The organism is Paenibacillus sp. EKM301P, from assembly GCF_011800295.1.
Lineage (GTDB): Bacteria > Bacillota > Bacilli > Paenibacillales > Paenibacillaceae > Paenibacillus > Paenibacillus polymyxa.
In genome coordinates, this window is record NZ_JAALFM010000020.1 from 14,058 (window position 1) to 36,527 (window position 22,470).

Consider the following 22,470-nt stretch of genomic DNA (forward strand, 5'->3'; position numbering starts at 1 on the left):
CGTTTAAAAGCCCCCCTGCATGCCGCCCATTGCGGAAGGATCTGGCGGAGGTTCAGGAGCAGGCACAACAATCGTGTCCCCCTCCTTTACACCGGATTTAAGCTCTACTCGGTCTGGCGTGTAAAATCCGAGTTCTACGGGCTTAAATGTGCGTGCCCCGGGATTCGCAGCGTTAGCAGAAACATACACGCCATCCTGGCCTCCTTCGGATCTCAGTGCAGTCGCAGGAACGAACAGTACATTTTTGTGTACTCCCAAAATAACGGCCACATTCATAATCATGCCTGTTTTTAGCTTACCTTTCGGGTCATGTACAGACATCTCCATCAAATACGTCGTCATCCCTTCATCCGTAGAGGCTTCCGGTGAGACAAATTGCACCTTGCCTGGAAACGATTCACCCGGATATGCATTGGTCGTCAACACAGCCGTAAGCCCCTTTTTGACCTTGACAATGTCGGTCTGACTTACCTTCACAACTACCTTAAGGTCGTTGGAATCCGAGTTATTCATTACAATAAATGGAGCCGTCGGACTGGTCCCTACATCCCCGTTCACCTTTAAAATCACTCCGTCCCACGGCGCCGTGACCTGAAGCTTGTTTAACTCATTTTTTTTCTGCTCCAACTCAGTTGCCAGTCTTCGAACCTCTATCCGTGAGGATTGAATACTCGATGCATCAGCCGGAACCTGAGTCTTGTGAAGCTCAGCCATTGCAGCACGGTAGCCAATTTCAGCCTCTGAAATGGTGCGACGTTTTTGCGACATAATTTTGCGGAACTGTAAATCTAGATTATCATAGTCCGTTTGTGCTTTATCCAATGCTTGCTCAGCCTGCTCCAATTCACTATTGGATACTGCCCCGGCATCGTGTAAAAACTTTTGGTCTTCATATGCCTTCCGTGCCTGCTCCAACTGCTTTTTGGAAGCTTTCTTCTGACTTTCGGCTTCTTCCAGCTCAAATGATTCTTGCGCTGTATCGACAGCCATTTTGGCCCGAAGTACATTTGTTTTCTGAATTTCAATATCCTCCGCCTTCGGACCCTTCTCCAATTCAGCCAGTTTGGATTTGGATATTTCCAAAGAATCAGACGCACTTTGTATTTGCATTTTAATTTCTGAACTGTCCAGAAGCGCCAGCACTTGCCCTTTTTTGACCTTGTCCCCGGCTTTCACGTTCACCGCAGCCAGCTTGTTATCGCCTGCACTCGTAAAGTTCAGCTTCACTTCCTTGGATGCTTGCACGGTGCCGGACGTGTCCAGCTTCTCGCTCACATCGCCGCGCTCTACTTTAAACGTCTCGTCCTGAACTACAGGTGCTGCCTGCTCTTTGGGCATATTCAGATATACTGCTGCTCCGCCTCCGCCTACAACCAGCAAAAAAATCGCAGTCCAGATCCACTTTTTTCTCCGTTTTCTCCGTAGCTTGATTAAAGCATCATTTAAAACCGTTTCTGCCAACGCCTTTTCCTCCCTATGTGCTCCATGGCTTGTTCAACGTATACTCATTTTGATCCAACTCGATCGCCAGCTCTTCCATTTGCCGTTCAATCTGGTTTACTTTCAACTGGTTGTTTTTCAATTCCATCTCAATAATTAGACCTCTGGCCCACTTTTTGTGTGATAACTCCAAGGCTTCTTTTGCTGTACGCAAGCTTTCTTCCAGTTGTACGTATTTCTTTTGGTTTTCCTTAACCGTGGCATACAAATTGCGGAGTGATTCAGCAAAATCCTTTTGACCTTTGGCGAGCTCCTCCTTAGCTGTATCAACATCCATTTTAGCTAGATCGTAAGCACCTGCACCGTTATTAAAATCAAAATATCTCACATTGAGTTCCGAAGTTTTGATACTATCCTCCAGCTTCCATAAATTCGGATTCATGTCTGTCAGCTGTTGTATATGTAATTCAATATCCAGCTTCTTCGGTTCCTTGTACACGGGTCGATCCACCATTTCATAGGCTGTTCCGTTAGGCTGTCCCATGAGGAAGTTCAGAGCATCCCTGGATTTTTGCAACGCAATTTTTCCCTGCTCGACTGCTTGCTCCGCCTGGACTCTGGCCTGTATACTCTCGTTTTTCGCATATTCAGACAACTTGCCTCGCGCAAATTTGGCAAGTGCAATCTTTTCCTCCGCTTGGGCGATTTCAAGCGCCTCCAGATCATTTTTCACCTGATTCTCTGCTACAAACACACTTTGGTAGCTTTTCATTACATTAAAATAAATCTGGTCTTTGGCATATTGCGCCTGCTTTTTGCTGGCTAGATAGGATAGTGTCGAGGAACTGTAATTCCTCCAGGACGTTTCATTATCAACATACTCATTGTCTATATAATCGATAGGTGAATTACCCAGCTCCTTTTCGGCATTTTTCAGTTCAAGTCTACGGCGCTCTACATCCCGCTCGGCGGTACGCGTATTGTAGCTGTTCGTCTGTGCCCATTCCACTGCCTGCTTAAGCGTTAATGGAGGTAGAGCCTGTCCCGTTACGGATGATGTCTTTGACGTAGCCGTAGCAGATGAATTAACTGACATATTTGCTGACATGCTTCCTGATGGACTGTCAGCCTGTACAGTGGTGACCAAGCCTGTAGAAAAGGACAATACAAGCAGCACGGCAGCCGCTTTTTGCTTCATAAATGAATTTCTCCCCTTTCGGTGCATCTTCGAATCTTTTCCATTCTTTTCGACATAAATTTCCACGAATTCTTCGCAATCTAATTGTACTTTTAGGTTTATGTTGGTACAAGGTGTCAAAACAATACATTTTTGTAACCTTTGCTGCCAGATTACTCGTTGTAAACTACTTTACACCCCACCAGACATAGATTTAATCTGTTTTTACCTGAACTTTACCTAAATTTCAGCTAATTTTAAGGAAACTAACAGCATCTATTAAGGTTTGGAACATATACTAGAGAAAGAATAACAGCCGCTCACTAGGAGGGTTAATAGATGATAAAAGAATCTCGCATGACAACTACTAACGAACCGTCTGATTTATGGATGACTCGCTTTCTACGCGAATCAGATCAAAAAAAGAAACAACTCATTCGGGAAGCCCGAAAAAATAATGATATACCGCTAATGAACAGTATTTCTTTTCACCTTGCCCAGCGTGACCAGCAGCATCTGATTGGATAAGCTTAACTGGGAAATCTAGTGCTATATATGAATACCCCCCTTCGTTAATCTACATGATACGCCAGTTTAAAAAGAGACGGGACAAATCAAAACTATGATTTGTCCCGTCTCTTTTTGGCGAGGATTCAGACTAGTGTTGTATTGTGTCTCAAAAACAATGCCACCTTTGCTCGTTCCTCGCCTATTCTTCCATCTCCGTCTGCGGATGATATAGATATTGATCCAGCGGGATACGTCCGTTTGCATTAAACTGTATGCCCTCCTCTTCCAAGTACAGGCGCTGCAGGGATGCGGACTCATCCTCCTGCAAAGCAATCTCTCCCAAGCGGTTGACTACTCTATGCCATGGAAGTCGATGTTTTTGGCTCAGTGTATGCAAAATTCGCACCACCTGTCTAGCACCTCTTGGGCTTCCGGCCTCTGCCGCAATTTGACCATAAGTCATTACTTTTCCCTCAGGGATCAGCAATATAATCTGAAGCACTCGGGCAGTGAAAGGCTGCATGTTCTAATTCCTCCGCATTACTATTGCTTTTTTCCATTATTATAGCACCCTGAACAGAGGCCAAAAACCCCTGCTCCTACAATTGTAAGAAGCAGGGGTAAAACCATCATTGAAATTTAGAATCCACTCAGACCCTGCTTCTTCAAATCCTGTGCTACTAATCGCGCCAGTTCCCTTGCACCCGCAAAGTTTGGATGTAGTGTATCACCGTTCATATACAAAGCCAGCGTAGCATCTTTGCCAATAGAGGTGAAATAAGCTGAACTAAGAACATTCAGATCGACTAAAGGCGTTTGTTCCTCTTGAGCCAGTGCCAAAATAGCGCTTCTATACCATCTGTTTTCAGCGTTGTGTACATTGTTAGCATTAAAGTCAGTGGCTCGGCCTTGCGGTGTTGACAGAATTACCGTCGCCCCCTTAGCCTTCACCTGCCGAATCATATCCCGCATCCAATCCTTAAACTCCGCTTCGCTTTCGTTATGCTTTGGATTGGTGTCATTAATGCCTAATTGGAGAATAAAATAATCCCCTGGCTTGATATATTGAACGATCGCCTCTAACTGACCATCGTGATGGAAGCCTCTAGCAATCTGGCCCCCTGACGCCATATTGCGAATTTGAAAAGTATTCGTGTTTACAAACTCTGGCAGCAGTTGACCCCATCCTGCCTGCACACTGCTATCTAGCGGATAATAGTTACATACCGTAGAATCCCCGCCGATATAAATCGTGCGATTCGTTACTGGATTGCTAGACAATTGCCTGATTTCCAGTGCACTGAGTGTGAAGACTGCGCCCTCTTTGCCTTCAGTAACTAGCAGATTTAATTGTCCGTCTGTCACTGGAATTTGAAAACGATCCTTGGCCCCATTTCCCGTCATATTTATGACCTGATACACCCCTTCGGCCGCAACACTCGAACGAGAAGTATTTCCTAAAGTAACCGACACCTCATACAAACCTGGAGGAAGATCGACGTCGAAAGTATTCTCGCTTTTCGTACCTGTAGCCAAGAATTGTACCGCATCACTTGCCACTCCAGTTCCCGATGCACTGACATTACGCATATTCTCAGGGGTACGAAAGCCATAGCCACGTGCAGAGTCATAGGACAGCGAAGCGCTCACTCCGGTATACCCCGTTTCGACCGTACCCCCGCCAAAATCAAACTTGTACTCGCCAGTTGATGCATGTGCCGGGGTAGCTATACCCAGCCCCGGCGCACCACATAAAAAGGCTGCTAAAAGCATACCAGTCAATCCTTTTTTCCACTTCATTCTTCATTCCTCCTCCAGATTTTTAATTGCATGAAGCAAAGATTTTTTTGTAAGCGCATACATAAAATTCTACCCATGGTTGCAGGGTTGTACCTATGTCATTCTTATGCAATTGAAAAATAGCTTATTCGTTAAGCTGAACTTGTACTTGTCAGCCTGCATAGTGAGTATGATCCAGTATATTATATGCCTGTACACAAAAAAGCTTCGCAGATCCAACTGCGAAGCTCCCTGAAGCAAAATTCTGTTAGTTCAAAACTACTGCATTAATCCGAAACCAAAATCCCGTCGAAGCTCTCTGGACCTACTCGTATTGTACCCAGCAGGTTAGCTGATACAAAGGCTGTATACACCAATTGTGGCGTAATCGGTGGGTTAAAATCATCTGCTGAGAACGCAATAACCTGTGGAGCTAATAAACTTAAATTAAAAGTTGACGTAGCCGAATAAACAACAGGGTCTGTTATCTGCGTACCTCTCACAATAGTAATTGTAATCCCTACTAAAGCAAGTGGAATTTGGAGAGATATAGTTCCTTTAAGCAGAACCCGTGGTGTACCTGTAGCTCCTTGGGTGTTTAATCCGATCTGTCCGAACAATTGCGGCGTATTTAAAAGAGTGATTGGGATGGCAATAGAGTTGGCTGTCGAAGCATTTTGGGATGTTCTTCCATCAATAAATGTTCCCATAGTTTCTCCTCCTCTCTCTATCAGATACTCATAGTCTATGAAAAAATCAGTTTTGTGCTTGGACTGAATAACTTGTAAAACACACAACTTCTGATGAATAGGCGAATGTACAGCCCCTTCTCTGATCCTGTGAATACACTAAACCAACACTGGGAAAGGAGGGACGTAATGTCCAATAAGTTTAGAGCCACGTTGAGGGGGGCTAATGAAGTGCCTCCTGTCAGAACGAATGCGACAGGAACTGCGGAATTTCGTTACCGTCCAGCGAGCCAGCAATTAAGCTTTGAGCTGACGGTTCGCAATATTTCACGGGTAACTGAAGCGCACATTCATCTGGGACGAAGAGGAGAAAATGGTCCTGTTGTTGCTACACTGTTTGGCCCTTCGAAGTTTGGGATTACCGTAAGAAGAGGTGTCGTTACCGGCGTGCTGCGTGCAATTGATCTTACCGGTCCACTCAGAGGCAGAACCATTAATGATTTGGTATGCCAAATTAGAGAGGGCAATGCCTACGTCAACGTCCACACGATCCGTCATCCGAACGGTGCCATTCGTGGGCAAATCAGACGCGCACCTATCAAACGTTGCAAATAACGAATGAACATGAGTACTAAAAAGAACTTCCATGCTGCTCATTTTGAGCCTATGGAAGTTCTTTTTTTTAATTCTTAACAAAAGTTAAGAAGTTCATAAGCGATTCTTAAGCCGCTCCCTTTCAGGTTGTTAAGAACTTTATCTTTTAATAGAAAGAGTTCAACAAGATACAGTTCACTACTGAAAGGAAATGAAGCTTATGAAGCCTACGACCAAAGAAAAAATTCCTGAATTACAGTTGGTCAGAGCCATGGCGATTTTAGCCGTCTTAATGGTACATGCCACTTCCTATGCAACGGTCCAACTTACAAATTCCAGCCTTTATGTTGTATATAATGCGCTCAATGTGTTGATGAAGTACGGTACCCCTGTATTTATCGCGCTTAGCAGTATGGTGCTGTTCTATAACTATAAGGATCGTCCGCTGGGACGACAGCTCTTGAGGCGCTTTTATAAGCAGAGATTGCTATACATCCTCTTACCTTATGTCATGTTTTCTCTGTTTTATTTCATCCTGTCCCTTATGGCTGGCAGTACCGAACCATGGAGTATAACTACACTTGCGGAAAACTTTGCTCTGAAACTGGTTACGGGCAAAGCGTACACCCATTTATATTATATTTTTATCATGATGCAATTTTATCTTGCATTTCCATGCATACTGTGGCTATTCCAGCGTTATCAGCAATTTCCGCAATGGTCTATTGTCATTGGGCTGCTGCTACAGTGGTCATTTATAATTAGCAACAAATTTCTCTTTCAGGTTCAAAATAAAGGCAGCTGGGCGCTGTCCTATGTGGCCTGCTACATGCTGGGCGCAGCTCTCGGCTATTACTATCCCCAGCTTCGAACTTGGTTTCTGATACGTAAGGAGGAACGAAGTTTTACAAGCGTACTGACATGGATCGCAATTTGGGCTTTATGGCTGATTTCAGCCACCATTCATGTCTATATGTGGTACGAAAATAGATTGTACGGAACCTCGTACAATTCGCTAGTTTTTGAACTTATGTATAACATGTACAGCCTGTCTAGTCCGCTGGTATTACTACAGATTTCCTTCTTAATGTATAGAAGACAACATTCCTTTGTCATTCGCAAGCTGGAACGTCTGGGCACACTGTCCTTTGGTGTGTATCTCATACATCCATTTTTCCTACTCTTGTATCGGCAGTTTTCACCACACATTGGCTCACCGCAGCTTATTCATGTGTGGTACGCTGGAGGTTTTTTCTGTGCACTTCTTTGTTCTTGGCTCGTCGTGTCGGTCATCGCCCGCTTCCTGCCATGTGCTTGGATTTTGTTCGGTCAGCTACCGGGTACAGGAAAAAGGAACTTCAAGCAAGAAGAGCGCATGTCTTCGCCCGAAACGCTACTATTCAAAGGCCGATGATACCCAACAAACGACCTGAGAAGAGTGTCCATAGCCTCCATCGCCAAAAAGGTATATAATACGCCCATATTGTATACTGCTGGAAAGAACAGAAAGGGTGCACAACCATGCATAACATGCATAACGGAACCATTTTATTAGTAGACGATGAACCTGAAATTATTAAGCTCATGCAAATATATTTAGAAAATGAAGGATATCGCTTGCTCATGGCACGGGACGGACTGGAAGCGCTGGAGCAGGTTAATCGGGAACAGATAGATGTAATGGTGCTGGATGTGATGATGCCCAACATGGACGGGATTGAAGCCTGCATGAAAATCAGGGAAACCGAGCATTTTCCGATCATTATGTTGTCTGCGAAGGGACAAGATATGGACAAAATTACAGGGCTTAGCGTTGGGGCCGATGATTATGTCACCAAGCCGTTCAGCCCGCTGGAGCTAGTGGCACGCATCAAATCCCAGCTACGTAGAGTACGGAAATATACCCACTCCTCTCCTATATTGGAGCATGAAATGGTACTGGATGAACTCTCCATTAACACTGTTACACATGAGGTCACTCTCGCTGGAGAATCCGTTAAGCTGACTCCGCGTGAATTCGCTATTGTTGAGCTTTTGGCTCGACACCGGGGTCAAGTGCTGAGCATGGAGCAGATTTATGAGAAGGTCTGGAAGGAACAATATCTGGAATCCAACAACACGCTAATGGTTCATGTGCGTAAAATTCGCGAGAAAATTGAGACTGATCCAAGAAAGCCCAAATACCTGAAAACGGTGTGGGGCATCGGCTATAAAATGGAAAAATTCGATTAATGGAGGACTTGCGTCTTGAAGGCAAAACGATACGATACGCTGGGATGGAAGCTGGCAGCCCTTAGCCTTGCCGCCTTCACTTTAACTGGACTAATTTTAATGGTGTTTTATTATGGAGCGTCTTTGCTGTTATGGCTGAATCCCTCGCGTTCTTTTTTTGGCACTCGGCTGATCCGCTGGACCGTCAATCACATTGGTTCCTCACTGATCTTGCTGGTGTGTGGGCTGCCTTTATATATTTATTTCTTTTTCCTTTTTACCAAAAATACGATTGGCTATCTACGCGAGATTACGACAGGGATGCAGAATTTCGCGGACGGAAATTTATCCTATTCGATCCCGGTATCTTCCGCAGATGAACTGGCAACCTTGGCAAAAAATATGAACACCATGGCAGACAAGCTCCGTCTTTCAATAGAAGAAGAACGGGCTTCCGCCAAAGCGAAAAACGACCTGATCACTGGTGTATCCCACGATCTTCGCACCCCGCTAACATCGGTGATTGGCTTTTTGGAGTATATTGAAACCGACCGTTACCGGGATGAAATTGAGCTACGCTATTATGTAAACATTGCTTATGAAAAATCGCTGACGCTTAAAAAGCTGATCGACGAGTTATTTGAATACACGCGTGTGAGTGGTGGTAGCCTGCCACTGGAGCTGGAGCCTGTAGACCTCGGCAAATTGCTCACTCAACTTGCTGAGGAATTTGTACCCTCACTGGAACAGGCGGACATGTCCTATCGTGTCCGAATCGTTGAGCCTGTTCGGATTTTGGCCGACACGGACGAGCTGGTGCGCCTGTATGAAAATTTATTTTCCAATGCGATTCGATACGGAAAGGATGGTAAGCGTCTCGATATCACGATAGGACGTGAAAGCGATGAAGCGATAGTGATCTGCACCAACTACGGCACCCCGATTCCACCGGAAGATGTCCCACATCTCTTTGAACGGTTTTACAGAGTGGACAAATCACGCTCCAAGGAAACCGGAGGTACCGGGCTGGGCCTTGCTATTACCAAGAGCATTACCGAGCTACACAATGGCCGCATTTCGGTTAGGAGTAATCGCAAACAAACAGATTTTGAAACCCGTTTTCCGATCTATCGCGCCCGTTAGACGGGCAGTATAACGCTAACCAATCAACAATGTATAAACGATACCTGGTCCGTGTACACCGATCGTCAAATCATTTTCGATATCCGACGAGCGGCTCGGTCCAGTAATAAAATGAATGCCTGCGGGCAATTGCTCGCGCCTTGCTACGTCAAAACCGCTTAAAATCTCGCCCAGTCGTGTTCGCAGACGTTCCACGGGCAGGAGAATGATCAGCACGGTCGGCAGCAGACTGACCGAGCGCCCCTTCTCCGGCGAGGATAGCACTGCTACCGAGCCGGTGTAGGCGGCGGCCTCATCGGCCATGACGATGCCGATATCGGCCTCCGCGGCGCGTGCCTTCCAGTCTTCGGCTGGATCGGTGTTCCACACCGACAGTCGGACTTCCGGCAGCGCTGCTTCCAACTGGAGCGCATCCAGGTCCGGCTCATTCTGCCGGACGATATAGGCTGCTCCCAGCTCGCGCGCCTTGTGCGCGATCCAGTCTGCCGCCTTCTTCAGATCCGGCAGACGCACCACATGTCCGCCAACACTTGTAAAGTTGGCGGTGAACTCCTCAATGCGCTGCTGCGCACTCCATTCGAATTTGTGCCAAAACGCAGGTGCGCCGCGAAACGGCTGCATCGGTGGCTCCGTCTGTCGCGGACGCTTGAGCCGCGCCGCAATGCCTTCCATAAAGCGCGCCTGCTTGACACGGGATTCTGCTTGCATTTGATGAAGCCATGCTTCATGCTCCGCTTTTGCTTGCGCAGAAGGATTACGCTGTTCACTCATGCTGCATCCCACCTTTTCTTCTACCCGCCAAGATCGTCTCCATTCGGCTGAGAATGTCCGGATGCATGACCTTGCGTTCCTGCTCCAGCTCACGCGCTAGTGTGTTCCAGTGCTGACGGAAGGATTTATTCGCCAGACTAGGAGCCACACGGTACGTATTCCAGCCTTTTAAGGGGCCAAGCTTAAGGGTAATTTCTCCCTTACGAACCACCGCTTTCTGTGCGATCTGCCCGAGACTGATCGCCGCAGCGAATCGCTTCGAGCTGGAAACTACCGCCGCAAAACCTTTCATCCCGATCGTCTCCAGCTTATCCCCTTGTCCTGCCTCCACCTTGCGTCTACGCAAATAAACCAGCATATCATGCAGTGGTATTTTGACCGGACAGGCTTCATAACACGCTCCACACAGACTGGACGCACTCGCAATATCGTTCCACTCTTCAATGTTGCCATGAAGGGCAGGCGTAAGCACTGCACCGATAGGACCGCTATATGTCCCGCCATACGCGTGCCCCCCAATGTGTCGGTACACCGGACAAGCGTTCAGGCAAGCGCCGCAGCGGATGCAATTTAACAGCTCTTGAAACTCAGGATTGCCTAGCTGAAGCGAACGCCCGTTATCTACGATGATAATGTGCATTTCCTCCGGTCCATCGGCATCCTGGCTGCGCCGGGGTCCTGAAATACCGGACATATACATCGTCAGCTTTTGTCCGGTAGCGGAGCGTGGCAGCAATGTAGCCATCACCTCCAAATCTGTCCAGGATGGAATAATTCGCTCCATACCCATCAGTGTGATTTGCGTTTTGGGCAGAGTAGAAACCATGCGAGCGTTGCCTTCATTTTCAAACAAAACCATGGAACCCGTCTCGGCAATGGCAAAATTGCAGCCTGTCATGCCAATATCCGCATCTAAAAACTTTTCACGCAGCTTTTTGCGGACAAAGCCCGCCAATATCGTCGTATCTGCGGACAGCTCCTCTCCCGCTTCTTTGGATAGCAGCTCGGCAATCTGATAACGATTTTTGTGAATCGCAGGGATCACGATATGAGATGGTGCCTCTCCCGCCAGTTGAATAATATACTCACCGAGGTCACTTTCAATCGTCTCGATATCCGCACCTTCCAGCGCCTGATTCAAATGCAGTTCCTCCGACACCATCGACTTGGATTTGACGACAAAACGGGCTTGATTATGCGCGGCAATGTCCAGTGTAATGCGCACGGCATCCACTGCGGTGTCGGCAAAATGGATATGCACCCCGTTGGCACGGGCATTTTCTACAAACAGATTTAGGTAATAGTCCAGATGGGCAATGGTATGAAGCCGAATTTTACGCCCCCGCTCACGCCATTCCTCCCAATTTCCATGCTGCTCTGAAGCTGTCCGCTTGCCGTTGCGCAGTCGCTCGGTAGTGAAACGAACTGCATTCCGCAAAAAATCATCATTCAGAGCCAGCTCTGCACGTTTTTTGACCTTTTGATTCATAGAGTGCGTATGTACAGCGGTCATGCGTGCTTCACCCCTTCGTATAACAGCTCTGCCAGATGCATCACCCGAACTGGCTCTTTCCGATATCTGAGATTACCGGCGATATTCATCAAACAGGCCATGTCCAGTCCGACCAGTACCTCGGCTTCCGTCTCCCTGATATGGTCCACTTTTTCAGTCACCATCGCACCCGAAATATCGGGCATTTTCACCGCAAAAGTACCACCAAACCCACAGCAGTCCTCCGCAAAAGGAAGCGGCACTAATTGCAAACCCTTTACGCTGCCAAGCAGCTTCATCGGTTCCTCCTTTACGCCGAGCAAACGTGTTCCATGACAAGACGGATGATAGGTTACCGTATGCGGAAAAGACGCACCCACATCGGTCACGCCAAGCACCTGCACCATAAATTGTGTAAACTCATACGTCTTTTGCTCCAGCCTCCGTGCCGACTCCAGCCACTCAGGCTCATCCTTGAACAACTCCGGGTAATGATGAATCATATATGTGCAGGAACCGGAAGGAGCTACGACAAAATCACTGTTATTAAACGCTTTCAAAATCGTTTTTGCCGCTGCCCTTGTTTCATCCCAATAGCCGCTGTTATAGGACGGCTGCCCGCAGCATGTCTGCACCTTGGGAAATTCTAGCTCGACACCATATCTGGCAAGCAAGCGGACCATCGCTTCCCCTACCTTGGGATACATCGCATCACTTAGACAGGTAATAAATAAAGATACCTTCAAACGGCACACCCCTTCCGTCCATTTTCCAAAGGAAAACTTTCATCATAAGCATAAGCTTGCAGTGGGATTCTCACCTATGTTGATCTTACTCATCAGAGAATCCCGCTGCAACAGCGATCGTAAATCAAATGAACCGCAGAGCGACCTCACGCCGGAAACTACCTGCTTACACAATCGTAACCGGAATGGACAACTCTGCGAGCTGACTGCGAATCGGGTCCGACAGCCGCGAATCTGTAATAATTTCGGACACTTGCGTCAAGTTCACGACATGGGTAAACGCCTGCTGCCCGAATTTGCTCGCATCTGCCAGTAAAATTACCCGATCCGCAATGCTGACCATTTTCTGCTTCAAACGAGCTTGCAGCTCATTTGATTCACTAATGCCGCGATCCAGATGAACTCCCTGACTGGAAAAAAACAGCTTATCCACATAATAGGTTTCTAATGAACGCTCTGCAAGCGGGCCCACGAATGACAGTGAACGTTGAAGCAGCTGTCCTCCCGTCGAAATGACCTCGATTTTTTCCTTACCTGCCAGCTCTGTAGCTACCCGAATCGAATTCGTTAGTATCGTTAAAGGAATATCCGGCAGACTGGACGCCATATACCAGGCAGTCGTACTGGCATCCAGCAAAATGCGATCGTGCGGCTGAATCTGCTTGACCGCTTCCTCAGCAATCCGACGCTTTTCCTCCGCGTTCATAATTTCCCGTACCGCATAGGGCGTTTCAGGCTGCTCGTTTTTGACACTAACCGCTCCCCCATGAGAACGGCGCAGTCGTCCCGCCTGCTCCAGACGATCGAGATCGCGGCGAATCGTTTCTTCCGTTACTTTACACAGCTCACTCAATTCGGACACCCGTATGCTTCCTCTTTCATTTACGAGCTGCACTATCATCTCATATCTTTCTGCGACCAGCATGGCAATCTCACTCCACATCTTTAATGTACAAAAAGTCCTGTCACCCGCCGGAACCGCCCGTAGGCATCCTCCCACGCTTCTGACTCGGCAGGTTCATATTCCTCTACGGTAATAGAATCCGCAATGACCCGGCGTGCTTCCCATATATCGGCGAACTTTCCCTGTGTCATCCATTGTACCGCAAGATTGCCGATTGCGCTCGCTTCTGCGGGTCCTGCCCATACGGGTTTTTGAATCGAATTGGCCGTCCATTGGCACAGAAAGCGATTTTGAATCCCTCCGCCGACCATATGCAAACCATTAAAACGCTGTCCTGACACCCGTTCTGTAAGCTCCAAAATGTAGCGATACTTTAACGCCAGACTTTCCAGAATGCAGCGCGTAATCTCTCCCGGCGTCTCCGGCATTAGCTGCCCGGTATTGCGGCAGTATTGGCGTATGCGTGTTCTCATATCCCCGGCATGCAGAAACAGTTCATCATCCGGGTCAATCAAACAAGTGAACGCTGGAGCCTGTTCCGCCATATGAACCAATTCAGGAAAAGAATAGGAGTTTCCCTGCCGTTCCCACTCTCTGCGCGCCTCCTGTAGAATCCACAGTCCCATGATATTTTTTAGCAGCCTGTAGGTTCGGCCTACGCCGCCTTCATTTGTAAAATTAAATCGAAGCGTATCATCATTAATTACTGGCTGTGCGGTCTCCGTTCCCATCAGGGACCATGTTCCGCAGCTCAAGTACGCAAAGGACCGCTCCAGCGCTGGTACGGCAGCCACTGCTGATCCTGTGTCATGCTCTGCTACTGCAATCACAGGAATCGCTCCAATACCCAGATCCGTCATGACCGATGAACGGATTGTACCTGCAACACTTCCCGGCTCCAGTACCTCTCCAAACCAAGAGCGGGGAATGTTGATTCCAGACAAAAGCTCATCATCCCATTTTTGCTGTAACGGATGATATAACTGCGTGCTGGTTGCATTAGAAAACTCATGATACATTTCACCTGTCAGAAAATACCGCAGCAAATCAGGGATCATCAGGAAATGTTCTGCCTGCTCCAGCAAGGGTGATCTTGCATTTTGCATAGCGGCTAGCTGATAAATCGTATTAAACGTCAAAAACTGAATGCCTGTGCGCTGAAAAATAAAATCTTTTCCCAGCCGTTCCTGTACTTCTTCCATTACTCCATGGGTGTGCCAATCCCGATAATGATAAGGGTTGCCCAGCAATTCGCCGGTTTCTCCAATCAGTCCAAAATCGACCGCCCAGGAGTCAATCGCCAGGCTGGATGGGTTCACTCTCATATGCTTGGCTTTGAGCAATCCTTGCTGAACCTCGTGATAGAGACGCAATATATCCCAGTGCAGGCGCTCCCCAACCTTGACCGGATCATTGGAAAAGCGATGGATTTCCTCCACCACGATACGTGAATCGGTTAATTTTCCGAGTAGAACCCTGCCGCTGCTTGCCCCCAAATCATAAGCGAGGATGCTCACCAGCTCGCACCACCCTTGCCTCTTTTCAAAATCTGCGTACCATACTCAGACGCCAAATAGGCTTTCATTGGATCTGCAGGTAATCCTTGCTCTTCACGGATTGCTTTGAGCAACGGGGCCACATCAAACTCAAATGCTTGGCGTACGGCATCCTCCGCACCCAGCACATCCTGACGGCTCACCGCTTCCTCTACCTCTGCATGATTGATCAAAAGTGCCTTCGCATATTGAGTCTGCACATTTAGGACCGAGCGAATCATGGCCGGAATTTTGGGTTCGATATTGTGCGACTGATCGATTAAATAAGCAATTTTATCGACAGTATGACGGATATCTGCATCGACATCCTGAGCTGCGTTCAAAATCTGATAAAAGATTAAAAACAGCTCATACGGATTGGAGGAACCCACGATCAGATCATCATCCGCATATTTATAACTGTTAAAATGAAAGCCACCCAGTCGCTTCTCATCCATTAAAAACGCAACAATGTGCTCCACGTTGGCTCCCGGCAGATGATGCCCTGTATCCACCAGCACCTGTGCCTGCGGCCCCAACTTGGTCGCGTAATGGTACGCCATGCCCCAATCGGCAATATCCGTATGGTAAAAAGCCGGCTCAAACGCCTTGTATTCAATCAGCATGCGCATATCCGGCGTAAGCGCCTTATACATTTCATGGAGCGCCTCCAGCATCCAATTTTTGCGTTTGCGAATGTCCCCCTGACCGGGATAATTCGTTCCGTCCGCAAACCATAGGCTAAAGTCGTTGGAGCCTGTTTCCTTTGCAATATCCACGCATTCCAGCAAATGGTTGATAGCCTTGCGACGGATTGCCGGGTCTACATTAGTTACGCTACCGAGCATGTAGTCCTCGTCTTGAAAGAGATTGGGATTTACCGCCCCAATTTGCAGGCCAAGACTTTCGGCATGACTGCGAAGCTTGCCGTAATTGTCAACTTTATCCCACGGGATGTGAATGGCAACGGACGGACATAAGCCTGTCAAGGCATGAACCTGTGCTGCATCCTCCAGCTTTTCGAACGGATCACGCGGCACACCCGTTTTCTGAAAGACTTTAAAACGTGTACCTGAGTCGTCATATCCCCAGGAAGGTGTTTCTATGCTAAGCGCTCTCAGTTTGGTCTTTACTTGCTCTAGGTCAATGTCTCGTTGTTGCTGCTGATCCTCGAATAAGGCGTACGCTTTGTCACTCATCGTGGTTCCTCCTTGGAAAATGAAGTGAGTTATGGGAGGCCGCTTCGCTGCTGACCACCCATAAAGTCACTTCTATTTTAAAGTGTTGATGTATATATAAAAGGATGAAAACACGCAAATAAGTGTTGTTGCTTATTTACGTGTTTCCCAGAGTATTTTTACATCCCTTCGGAACTATGGGCTTGTGCCCTCGATTAATGAAATGGATTAGTGAAATAGAAATGAGTCTATCGCTTACAGAGGTTCATTTGAATTAGGCTAGCGTGTAAAGGCTGCTGGGACGCCGCCGTCGATGGTCAGCATACAGCCTGTCGTTTTCTCTGCCTTGGATGAGGCGAAAAAGGCAATACCTTCTGCGATATCCTGCGGGTAAATGTTGACCAGCAGTGTCGTTCGCTTGCGGTAATGCTCCTCCAACTGGTCTGGCTCGATGCCGTAGGCAGCGGCGCGTTCATTGCGCCAATTGGAGTTCCAGATTGCCGAGCCTTGCAAAATCGCATCCGGCAAAATAGTGTTTACGCGGATACCGTATTCCCCGCCTTCTGCGGCAATACAGCGAGCCAGATGCGCTTCCAGCGCCTTGACCGAGCTGTAGGCCGTTACATTTTTGCCTGCGTAGATCGAGTTTTTGGAACCGACGAACACCATACTGCCGCCAAGTGTCTGTTCCTTCATCAGCTTGAACGCTTCACGCGCGACTAAAAAATAGCCTGTTCCCAGCACGTTTACATTTAAATTCCATTCCTTTAATGATGTCTCATCGAACGGACTGGATGTAGCAAGCCCTGCGTTGTTAACGATGACATCTACACCACCATAGATCAGCGCCGTCTCGGCATAGGCCGTCTGGATTTGCTCCTCCTGCGTCACATCCATTTTCACGGCAATTGCACGGTTTTCACCGTAACTGCTATTGATGTCTGCAGCTACCTTTTGCGCACCTTCCAGATTGAGATCTGCCAATACAACATGCGCACCTTCATCTACTAAACGCCGTGCGGTTGCACTGCCGATTCCGCCTGCACCACCCGTAATGAATGCAATTTTGCGTGAAAATTCTGCTTCTGCCGGCGCAAGTGACAGCTTATAAAGCTCCAGCGGCCAGTATTCCACGTTGTAAGATTCATTTTCACTAAGCGAAACAAATTCTCCTAACGCCGTTGCTCCTCGCATGACAGCAATGGCACGATGATATAAGGCGCCGCTCACCTGCGCATTGCTCCAGCTTTTGCCTGTGTTGATCATACCGATACCCGGAATTAAGATGACACGCGGTGCTGCTTCAAATCTCACGTCTCCTTCATGTCGATTGCGCTCAAAATAAGCTTGGTACTGCTCCTTATAGGTTGCTATACCCTCGGCAAGCTTAACTTTCAACCCCTCTACATCCTCCATATCCGGTGTCCAATCTACATAGAGCGGCTTCATTTTGGTATGAACCAGATGATCCGGGCACGCTGCCCCAATCTGAGATAAAGCAGCAGAATCCTGGCCGTTCACAAACTCCAGCACATCCTCCGCGTCATCAAAAGTGAGGATCATCCTTTTCTCATCACTGACTGCACCTCGAACGGATGGCATGATCTGGGACACCATGCTGCGCCGCTCCTCTAAAGTAAGCGCTTTATATTTTACGCCTCCAAATCCCTGCTTTTCTTCTTGGCGGGCTTTAATATAGCTTTCTGCTTCTTGGATGATTTCAATCGTTTTGGCATAAGCTGCTTCGGAAGTGTCTCCCCACGTAACCAAGCCATGCTTTTCCATCAGTACCAACTCAGCTTGTGGGTGCTCGAGCACCCCTTGGGCAATCATTTTCGACAGCTTAAAGCCAGGACGGATATAAGGTACCCATACAAAACGTTCACCGAAAATTTCCTTAGCGATTTCCTTGCCGTTATGCGCACAGCACAAGCTGATGATCGCATCCGGATGTGTATGATCGACATGCTTAAATGGCAAAAATGCGTGTAGCAATGTCTCAATTGAAGCCCGCGGATGCTTGGCATCTATCATACAGTTCGCCAAATATGCGGTCATATCCTCGTCAGACATCTCTTCCCGTTCAAACAGTGGACGAATATCCTCCATACGAAGCCCTGTGAAGTTATGCGCTTTCATTGTTGCGAGATCGGAACCGCTACCCTTAACATACATCACCTCTACTTCACGCCCGCGAAAATCTTGTATCGTCGTTTTGGCCGAAGTGTTGCCGCCTCCCCAGTTGCACACGCTCCGATCTGTGCCAATCAGGTTAGAACGATATACGAGCTGTTCCAGCGTGCTTTTCTGCTCAGATGCTTGCGAAGAATTCCATAGACTTTGTACCATAGGAAAAAGACCTCCAAGTTCTGTTTTGGTTTTGAATGGCTTTATTAAGGTGGATATTTTTATTTACGGAGACTATAACATTTTTGTTTAAATTTGAAAATATAAAATACAAAAATAATCAAAAATAATTTTTAATTTTATCCATATGTAAACACGAATATATTCATCTGTAAAACAATCATGACCACACAGACACACACAGACAATAAAGGCCGTGCCAGGAATGGTTATAAGAACCTCTCTGGCACAGCCTCGTTTGTTTAACTCATTTATTTACTCATCTATGCGCATCACTTGGGCTAGTAGCTCGTACGAACGCAAACGTGCCTGGTGATCATATACCTGAGCGGTGGTAATCAACTCATCGGCTCTCGTCTGGTTGATTATAAAATCCAGCCTTTGCTTGACTGTGTCAGGACTACCGATTGCTGAATACCCCAGCATATTACCACGAACCATCTCCTTCTCCTGCTCACTCCAAAGCTTATCCATGTCATCGACTGGTGGTTTTAGTCCTCCGCTATGTCCGCGCAGCACATTTAAAAATTGTTGTTCTTGTGAAGTAAAAAGCCGTTGTGCTTCTTCATCAGAATCTGCAGCAACCACATTCACACCAACCATCACATACGGTTGATCCAGTGCCTTGGACGGCCGGAAATTACGGTGATACAATTCCAGCGCCTGTAGCAAATGAGCCGGGGCAAAGTGGCTAGCGAACGCAAACGGCAGCCCAAGCTGACCTGCCAGCTGAGCACTGAATCCGCTTGAGCCCAACAACCAGATAGGTATATCCATCCCTTCTCCTGGAATCGCTCTCACCCCCGGCACGGCTCCGTTTAACGCTGGATTCAGGTAAGAGCGCAGCTCATTCAGTTGCTCGGGGAAATCTTCCCCCGTGGTGTGCAGCCCTCGCCGCAATGCTCTCATTGCAGGTTGATCCGTGCCGGGAGCCCGACCAAGTCCCAGATCAATTCGCCCCGGATAAAGCGACTCTAAGGTTCCAAACTGCTCCGCAATTATGAGTGGAGCATGGTTAGCCAGCATAATACCACCTGAACCGACCCGAATCTTGTGGGTATGTGCAGCCACATGTCCGATGATCACAGAAGTAGCAGCGCTGGCAACCGCCTGCATATTATGATGCTCCGTTAGCCAATAGCGTCGGTACCCCCATTGCTCAGCATGCTGGGCAAGATCCACCGTATCACGAAAAGAATCGGCAGGAGTACCGCCTTCAATGACAGGTGCAAGATCTAATATAGACAGTGCAACATTCCGCGTGGTCATTTTATATAAACCTCCTGTCAAACTATTATTTTACGTATTTCTTTCAACGCCTTAATTCTTTGACCTATCAATTGATGCATCAACTATAATAATGCGTCCCTTTATGAATTGCAAATAATTTTAATTTTTAGTATTTATCAAAAAATAGTTTACTTTTACGATCAGCTCGTCTATCATGCTCATATGTGGATAATAATTATCCATGTTAGCCTGGTTATAACATATTGAGGTGATTGCTAGTGCATATGAAAACAGGTGTCGAACAATCTGTCTACGCTCTCCTTCTGCTCACGATGCTACCGGACAAAGCCGTTTTACCTGGAGAGGCCATTAGCCAGCAGTTAGGCGCTTCACCTACTTATTTTCATAAGCTGTTACGAAAATTGGTTAGCTCTGATTTGATTACTTCTGTACCTGGTGTCAAGGGCGGATTCAAATTAAAGAAAAAACCTGAGGATATACGAGTATTTGATATTTATCTGGCGATTGAGGGACAGCAAACCCTCTATTCTTCCAGCGGTATATACAACGATATGCTTGAATTAAAGAAAGACGATCAGTGCTGTTTACTGGCAAATTTGATGGAAGAAGCGGAAGCCTCCTGGAAAGCCGTTCTGAAAAGAGAAACCATCGCGTCACTCTCTGCTGACTTTTTTAAAGAAGGATATGATGCGAAAATTACTTCTTTGAAGAACTGGATTCAAGAAAAAATGGTCTTGTAAAGAACTTCAAAAACAGAAAGGGATATGAACATGAATGATTATTTAGTAAAAGCTCTTGCCTACAATAACCAGGTGCGGGCTTATGCTGTGAGAACAACGGAAACGGTAAGTGAAGCCCAGCAGCGTCATTATACCTGGCCAACAGCATCGGCTGCATTGGGACGTTCCATGACGGTGGGCGTGATGCTGGGAGCTATGCTTAAACATGAGGATAAACTGACGATTCGGATTAACGGTGGAGGGCCCATCGGCACTATTCTTGTCGATACCAACGCCAAAGGAGAAGTTAGAGGTTATGTAAAAAATCCGCAAACCCATTTTGAGCTTAATCAGATCGGGAAATTAGATGTCGCCAGAGCCGTAGGAACAGATGGAGCGCTGATTGTATCCAAAGATATCGGCCTAAAACAACCATTTGTTGGACAAGTCCCTCTCATATCGGGTGAACTGGGCGAGGACTTCACCTCTTATCTCGTTCAATCCGAACAAATTCCTTCTTCTGTGGGAGCAGGGGTTATTGTTAACCCGGATAACTCCATTCAGGCGGCTGGAGGTTTTATTATTCAGCTGATGCCGGGTACACCGGAAGAGGTTATCAGTTTTATCGAGAGACGGATTGAGAGCATTCCGAGCATCTCCGCAATGGTCATGGAAGGTCTTACGCCAGAGCAGATTCTGGTCCAGATTTTGGGAGAAGGCAACATGAACATACTGGAAACCATGCCTGTACAATTTCATTGTCCCTGCTCAGAAGAACGAGTTACCAATGCCATTATCAGCTTAGGGAATCAGGAAATAGAAGACATGATTCGTACCGATGGACAAGCTGAAGCCCATTGCCATTTTTGTAACGCACATTACCACCTTACCAAAGAAGATCTCGAAAACATGCTGGAAACAAACATCATTTAAATACGGGCTGTTCCCAAAAGTAGTTTTAGCTACTGGGGAACAGCTCTTTTCTTTCTCTCAATGCTTTCGATGGATGGTTTCCTTGACCAAAAACGGTAGACTTGTTTATGACGCAAGTGTTAATGTTATATTATTCCAATTACATGAGGTGAGATCCACTATGCTCGAAAAAGATACGCATGAAATTCTGGCTTATTATGATGGCGGTGCAGAAATAGGCAGATTAGAGCGAGGTATCGGAAAAATAGAGCTGGAAAGATCAAAAGAAATCATTTCCCGTTATCTCAGCAAGTCCACTCATGTTATTTATGATATCGGCGGCGGTGTAGGGGTCTACTCTTCGTGGCTGGCAGAACTGGGATATGAAGTTCATCTATTCGATCTCTCTTCGCAAGCCATTGAATTCGCTCGTCAGCAGCAACTGAATAAACCCATCATCAGCAAGCTGGAAATCGCAGATGCCAGAAATCTTGATCGTAAAGATGAAAGCGCGGACATCGTGCTTTTGATGGGACCTTTATATCATTTAACAGAACAGAAGGAAAGAGTAAAAGCACTGCAAGAAGCAGCGCGTGTCTTAAAGAAGGGGGGAACGCTGATTACTTCGGCTATTTCCAGGTTTGGCTCGCTACTGTGGGGGCTATCGGTGTACGGCGAGTGCAATACCATTGTGGAGGAAGATGCGTTCATGGATATGGTCAGACAGGAGTTAACAGATGGTCAGCATGTACGACCGGCGGCTTATCCCTCTTTTATCACACGCTCCTACTTTCATACACCAGATGCCTTGCGTGCAGACTGGCAGGCGGCTGGTTTGCAGGAGCCTCGTGTACTGGGTGTCGAAGGCCCCGTCTGGATTGCACCCGGATTTGAAGAGAAATGGGCCATTCCTTCTCATCGCAGACGTTTGCTGGATATAGCACAGCAGGTTGAAGAGCAGGATTCTGTCATCGGCATGAGCCCGCATATGCTTGCGGTAGGTATCAAGCAAAAAGACGAGCCAAACAGGCTCGCCTCTGTATCATTCTAGA

Annotated in this window: 21 protein-coding genes; 8 read left to right on the forward strand and 13 right to left on the reverse strand. The window is 47.2% G+C overall.

Annotated features, from left to right (window positions below; translation table 11 throughout):
* Positions 1-3 precede the first annotated feature (3 nt).
* Both HFD99_RS23855 and HFD99_RS23860 read right to left on the reverse strand, forming a co-directional pair.
* Positions 4-1,461: an efflux RND transporter periplasmic adaptor subunit gene (locus tag HFD99_RS23855; RefSeq protein ID WP_025364768.1), complete on the reverse strand. Its 1,458-nt coding sequence runs from the start codon at positions 1,459-1,461 to the stop codon at positions 4-6.
* A gap of 13 nt (positions 1,462-1,474) precedes the next feature.
* Positions 1,475-2,638, reverse strand: a complete 1,164-nt coding sequence (locus HFD99_RS23860) for a TolC family protein (RefSeq protein ID WP_123797157.1) — start codon at positions 2,636-2,638, stop codon at positions 1,475-1,477.
* Between the two features lie 318 nt (positions 2,639-2,956).
* Between HFD99_RS23860 and HFD99_RS23865 the strand changes: the two genes are divergently transcribed.
* Positions 2,957-3,145: a hypothetical protein gene (locus HFD99_RS23865; protein WP_019687137.1), complete on the forward strand. Its 189-nt coding sequence runs from the start codon at positions 2,957-2,959 to the stop codon at positions 3,143-3,145.
* 181 nt (positions 3,146-3,326) lie between these two features.
* Here HFD99_RS23865 and HFD99_RS23870 read toward each other — a convergent pair whose 3' ends face one another.
* The 3 genes from HFD99_RS23870 to HFD99_RS23880 all read right to left on the reverse strand — a co-directional run bounded on the left by HFD99_RS23870 (position 3,327) and on the right by HFD99_RS23880 (position 5,616).
* A complete protein-coding gene (locus HFD99_RS23870; RefSeq protein WP_016818470.1) occupies positions 3,327-3,650 on the reverse strand; it encodes an MGMT family protein in 324 nt (107 codons plus the stop codon).
* A 116-nt stretch (positions 3,651-3,766) separates the two neighbouring features.
* Entirely contained in the window at positions 3,767-4,927 is a 1,161-nt protein-coding gene (locus tag HFD99_RS23875) for a rhamnogalacturonan acetylesterase (RefSeq protein ID WP_102997335.1), read from the reverse strand.
* A 266-nt stretch (positions 4,928-5,193) separates the two neighbouring features.
* On the reverse strand, positions 5,194-5,616 hold the full coding sequence (locus HFD99_RS23880) for a hypothetical protein (RefSeq protein WP_016818468.1): 423 nt from the start codon (positions 5,614-5,616) through the stop codon (positions 5,194-5,196).
* Positions 5,617-5,784: 168 nt separating this feature from the next.
* On the opposite strand from HFD99_RS23880, the gene HFD99_RS23885 reads away from it, so the two are divergent.
* The 4 genes from HFD99_RS23885 (at position 5,785) to HFD99_RS23900 (ending at position 9,543) form a co-directional block, all read left to right on the forward strand.
* Positions 5,785-6,210: a CHRD domain-containing protein gene (locus tag HFD99_RS23885; protein ID WP_016818467.1), complete on the forward strand. Its 426-nt coding sequence runs from the start codon at positions 5,785-5,787 to the stop codon at positions 6,208-6,210.
* A 199-nt stretch (positions 6,211-6,409) separates the two neighbouring features.
* On the forward strand, positions 6,410-7,603 hold the full coding sequence (locus HFD99_RS23890) for an acyltransferase (protein WP_031463444.1): 1,194 nt from the start codon (positions 6,410-6,412) through the stop codon (positions 7,601-7,603).
* A 116-nt stretch (positions 7,604-7,719) separates the two neighbouring features.
* A complete protein-coding gene (locus HFD99_RS23895; RefSeq protein ID WP_026065508.1) occupies positions 7,720-8,421 on the forward strand; it encodes a response regulator transcription factor in 702 nt (233 codons plus the stop codon).
* Between the two features lie 15 nt (positions 8,422-8,436).
* Positions 8,437-9,543, forward strand: coding sequence for a sensor histidine kinase (locus HFD99_RS23900; RefSeq protein ID WP_017428477.1), 1,107 nt, complete (start codon positions 8,437-8,439; stop codon positions 9,541-9,543).
* 15 nt (positions 9,544-9,558) lie between these two features.
* Here the strand turns inward: HFD99_RS23900 and HFD99_RS23905 are convergent, their stop codons facing one another.
* From HFD99_RS23905 to HFD99_RS23940, 8 genes are all read right to left on the reverse strand, one after another.
* Entirely contained in the window at positions 9,559-10,314 is a 756-nt protein-coding gene (locus HFD99_RS23905; protein ID WP_102997336.1) for a LutC/YkgG family protein, read from the reverse strand.
* Complete coding sequence (locus HFD99_RS23910) at positions 10,307-11,827, reverse strand: LutB/LldF family L-lactate oxidation iron-sulfur protein (protein ID WP_123797156.1); 1,521 nt, start codon at positions 11,825-11,827, stop codon at positions 10,307-10,309. Before HFD99_RS23910 ends, HFD99_RS23905 begins: the two co-directional genes overlap by 8 nt.
* On the reverse strand, positions 11,824-12,552 hold the full coding sequence (locus HFD99_RS23915; protein WP_123797155.1) for a (Fe-S)-binding protein: 729 nt from the start codon (positions 12,550-12,552) through the stop codon (positions 11,824-11,826). Before HFD99_RS23915 ends, HFD99_RS23910 begins: the two co-directional genes overlap by 4 nt.
* Positions 12,553-12,718: 166 nt before the next feature.
* A complete protein-coding gene (locus HFD99_RS23920; RefSeq protein ID WP_016818460.1) occupies positions 12,719-13,477 on the reverse strand; it encodes a DeoR/GlpR family DNA-binding transcription regulator in 759 nt (252 codons plus the stop codon).
* A 20-nt stretch (positions 13,478-13,497) separates the two neighbouring features.
* Positions 13,498-14,973, reverse strand: a complete 1,476-nt coding sequence (locus tag HFD99_RS23925) for a rhamnulokinase (RefSeq protein WP_123797154.1) — start codon at positions 14,971-14,973, stop codon at positions 13,498-13,500.
* Positions 14,970-16,190, reverse strand: coding sequence for an L-rhamnose isomerase (rhaI, locus tag HFD99_RS23930; RefSeq protein ID WP_167441021.1), 1,221 nt, complete (start codon positions 16,188-16,190; stop codon positions 14,970-14,972). Before rhaI ends, HFD99_RS23925 begins: the two co-directional genes overlap by 4 nt.
* Positions 16,191-16,448: 258 nt before the next feature.
* Positions 16,449-18,518 (reverse strand): bifunctional aldolase/short-chain dehydrogenase, encoded by a 2,070-nt coding sequence (locus HFD99_RS23935; RefSeq protein ID WP_123797152.1) that lies wholly within the window; start codon positions 18,516-18,518, stop codon positions 16,449-16,451.
* Between the two features lie 273 nt (positions 18,519-18,791).
* Complete coding sequence (locus tag HFD99_RS23940) at positions 18,792-19,805, reverse strand: LLM class flavin-dependent oxidoreductase (RefSeq protein WP_090891571.1); 1,014 nt, start codon at positions 19,803-19,805, stop codon at positions 18,792-18,794.
* A 245-nt stretch (positions 19,806-20,050) separates the two neighbouring features.
* Here HFD99_RS23940 and HFD99_RS23945 point away from each other — a divergent pair, with 245 nt between their 5' ends.
* The 3 genes from HFD99_RS23945 (at position 20,051) to HFD99_RS23955 (ending at position 22,469) form a co-directional block, all read left to right on the forward strand.
* Complete coding sequence (locus HFD99_RS23945; protein WP_016818455.1) at positions 20,051-20,527, forward strand: RrF2 family transcriptional regulator; 477 nt, start codon at positions 20,051-20,053, stop codon at positions 20,525-20,527.
* A 30-nt stretch (positions 20,528-20,557) separates the two neighbouring features.
* Positions 20,558-21,439: an Hsp33 family molecular chaperone HslO gene (gene hslO / locus HFD99_RS23950; protein WP_025364754.1), complete on the forward strand. Its 882-nt coding sequence runs from the start codon at positions 20,558-20,560 to the stop codon at positions 21,437-21,439.
* Positions 21,440-21,599: 160 nt separating this feature from the next.
* A complete protein-coding gene (locus HFD99_RS23955; protein WP_123797151.1) occupies positions 21,600-22,469 on the forward strand; it encodes a class I SAM-dependent methyltransferase in 870 nt (289 codons plus the stop codon).
* Position 22,470 lies beyond the last annotated feature (1 nt).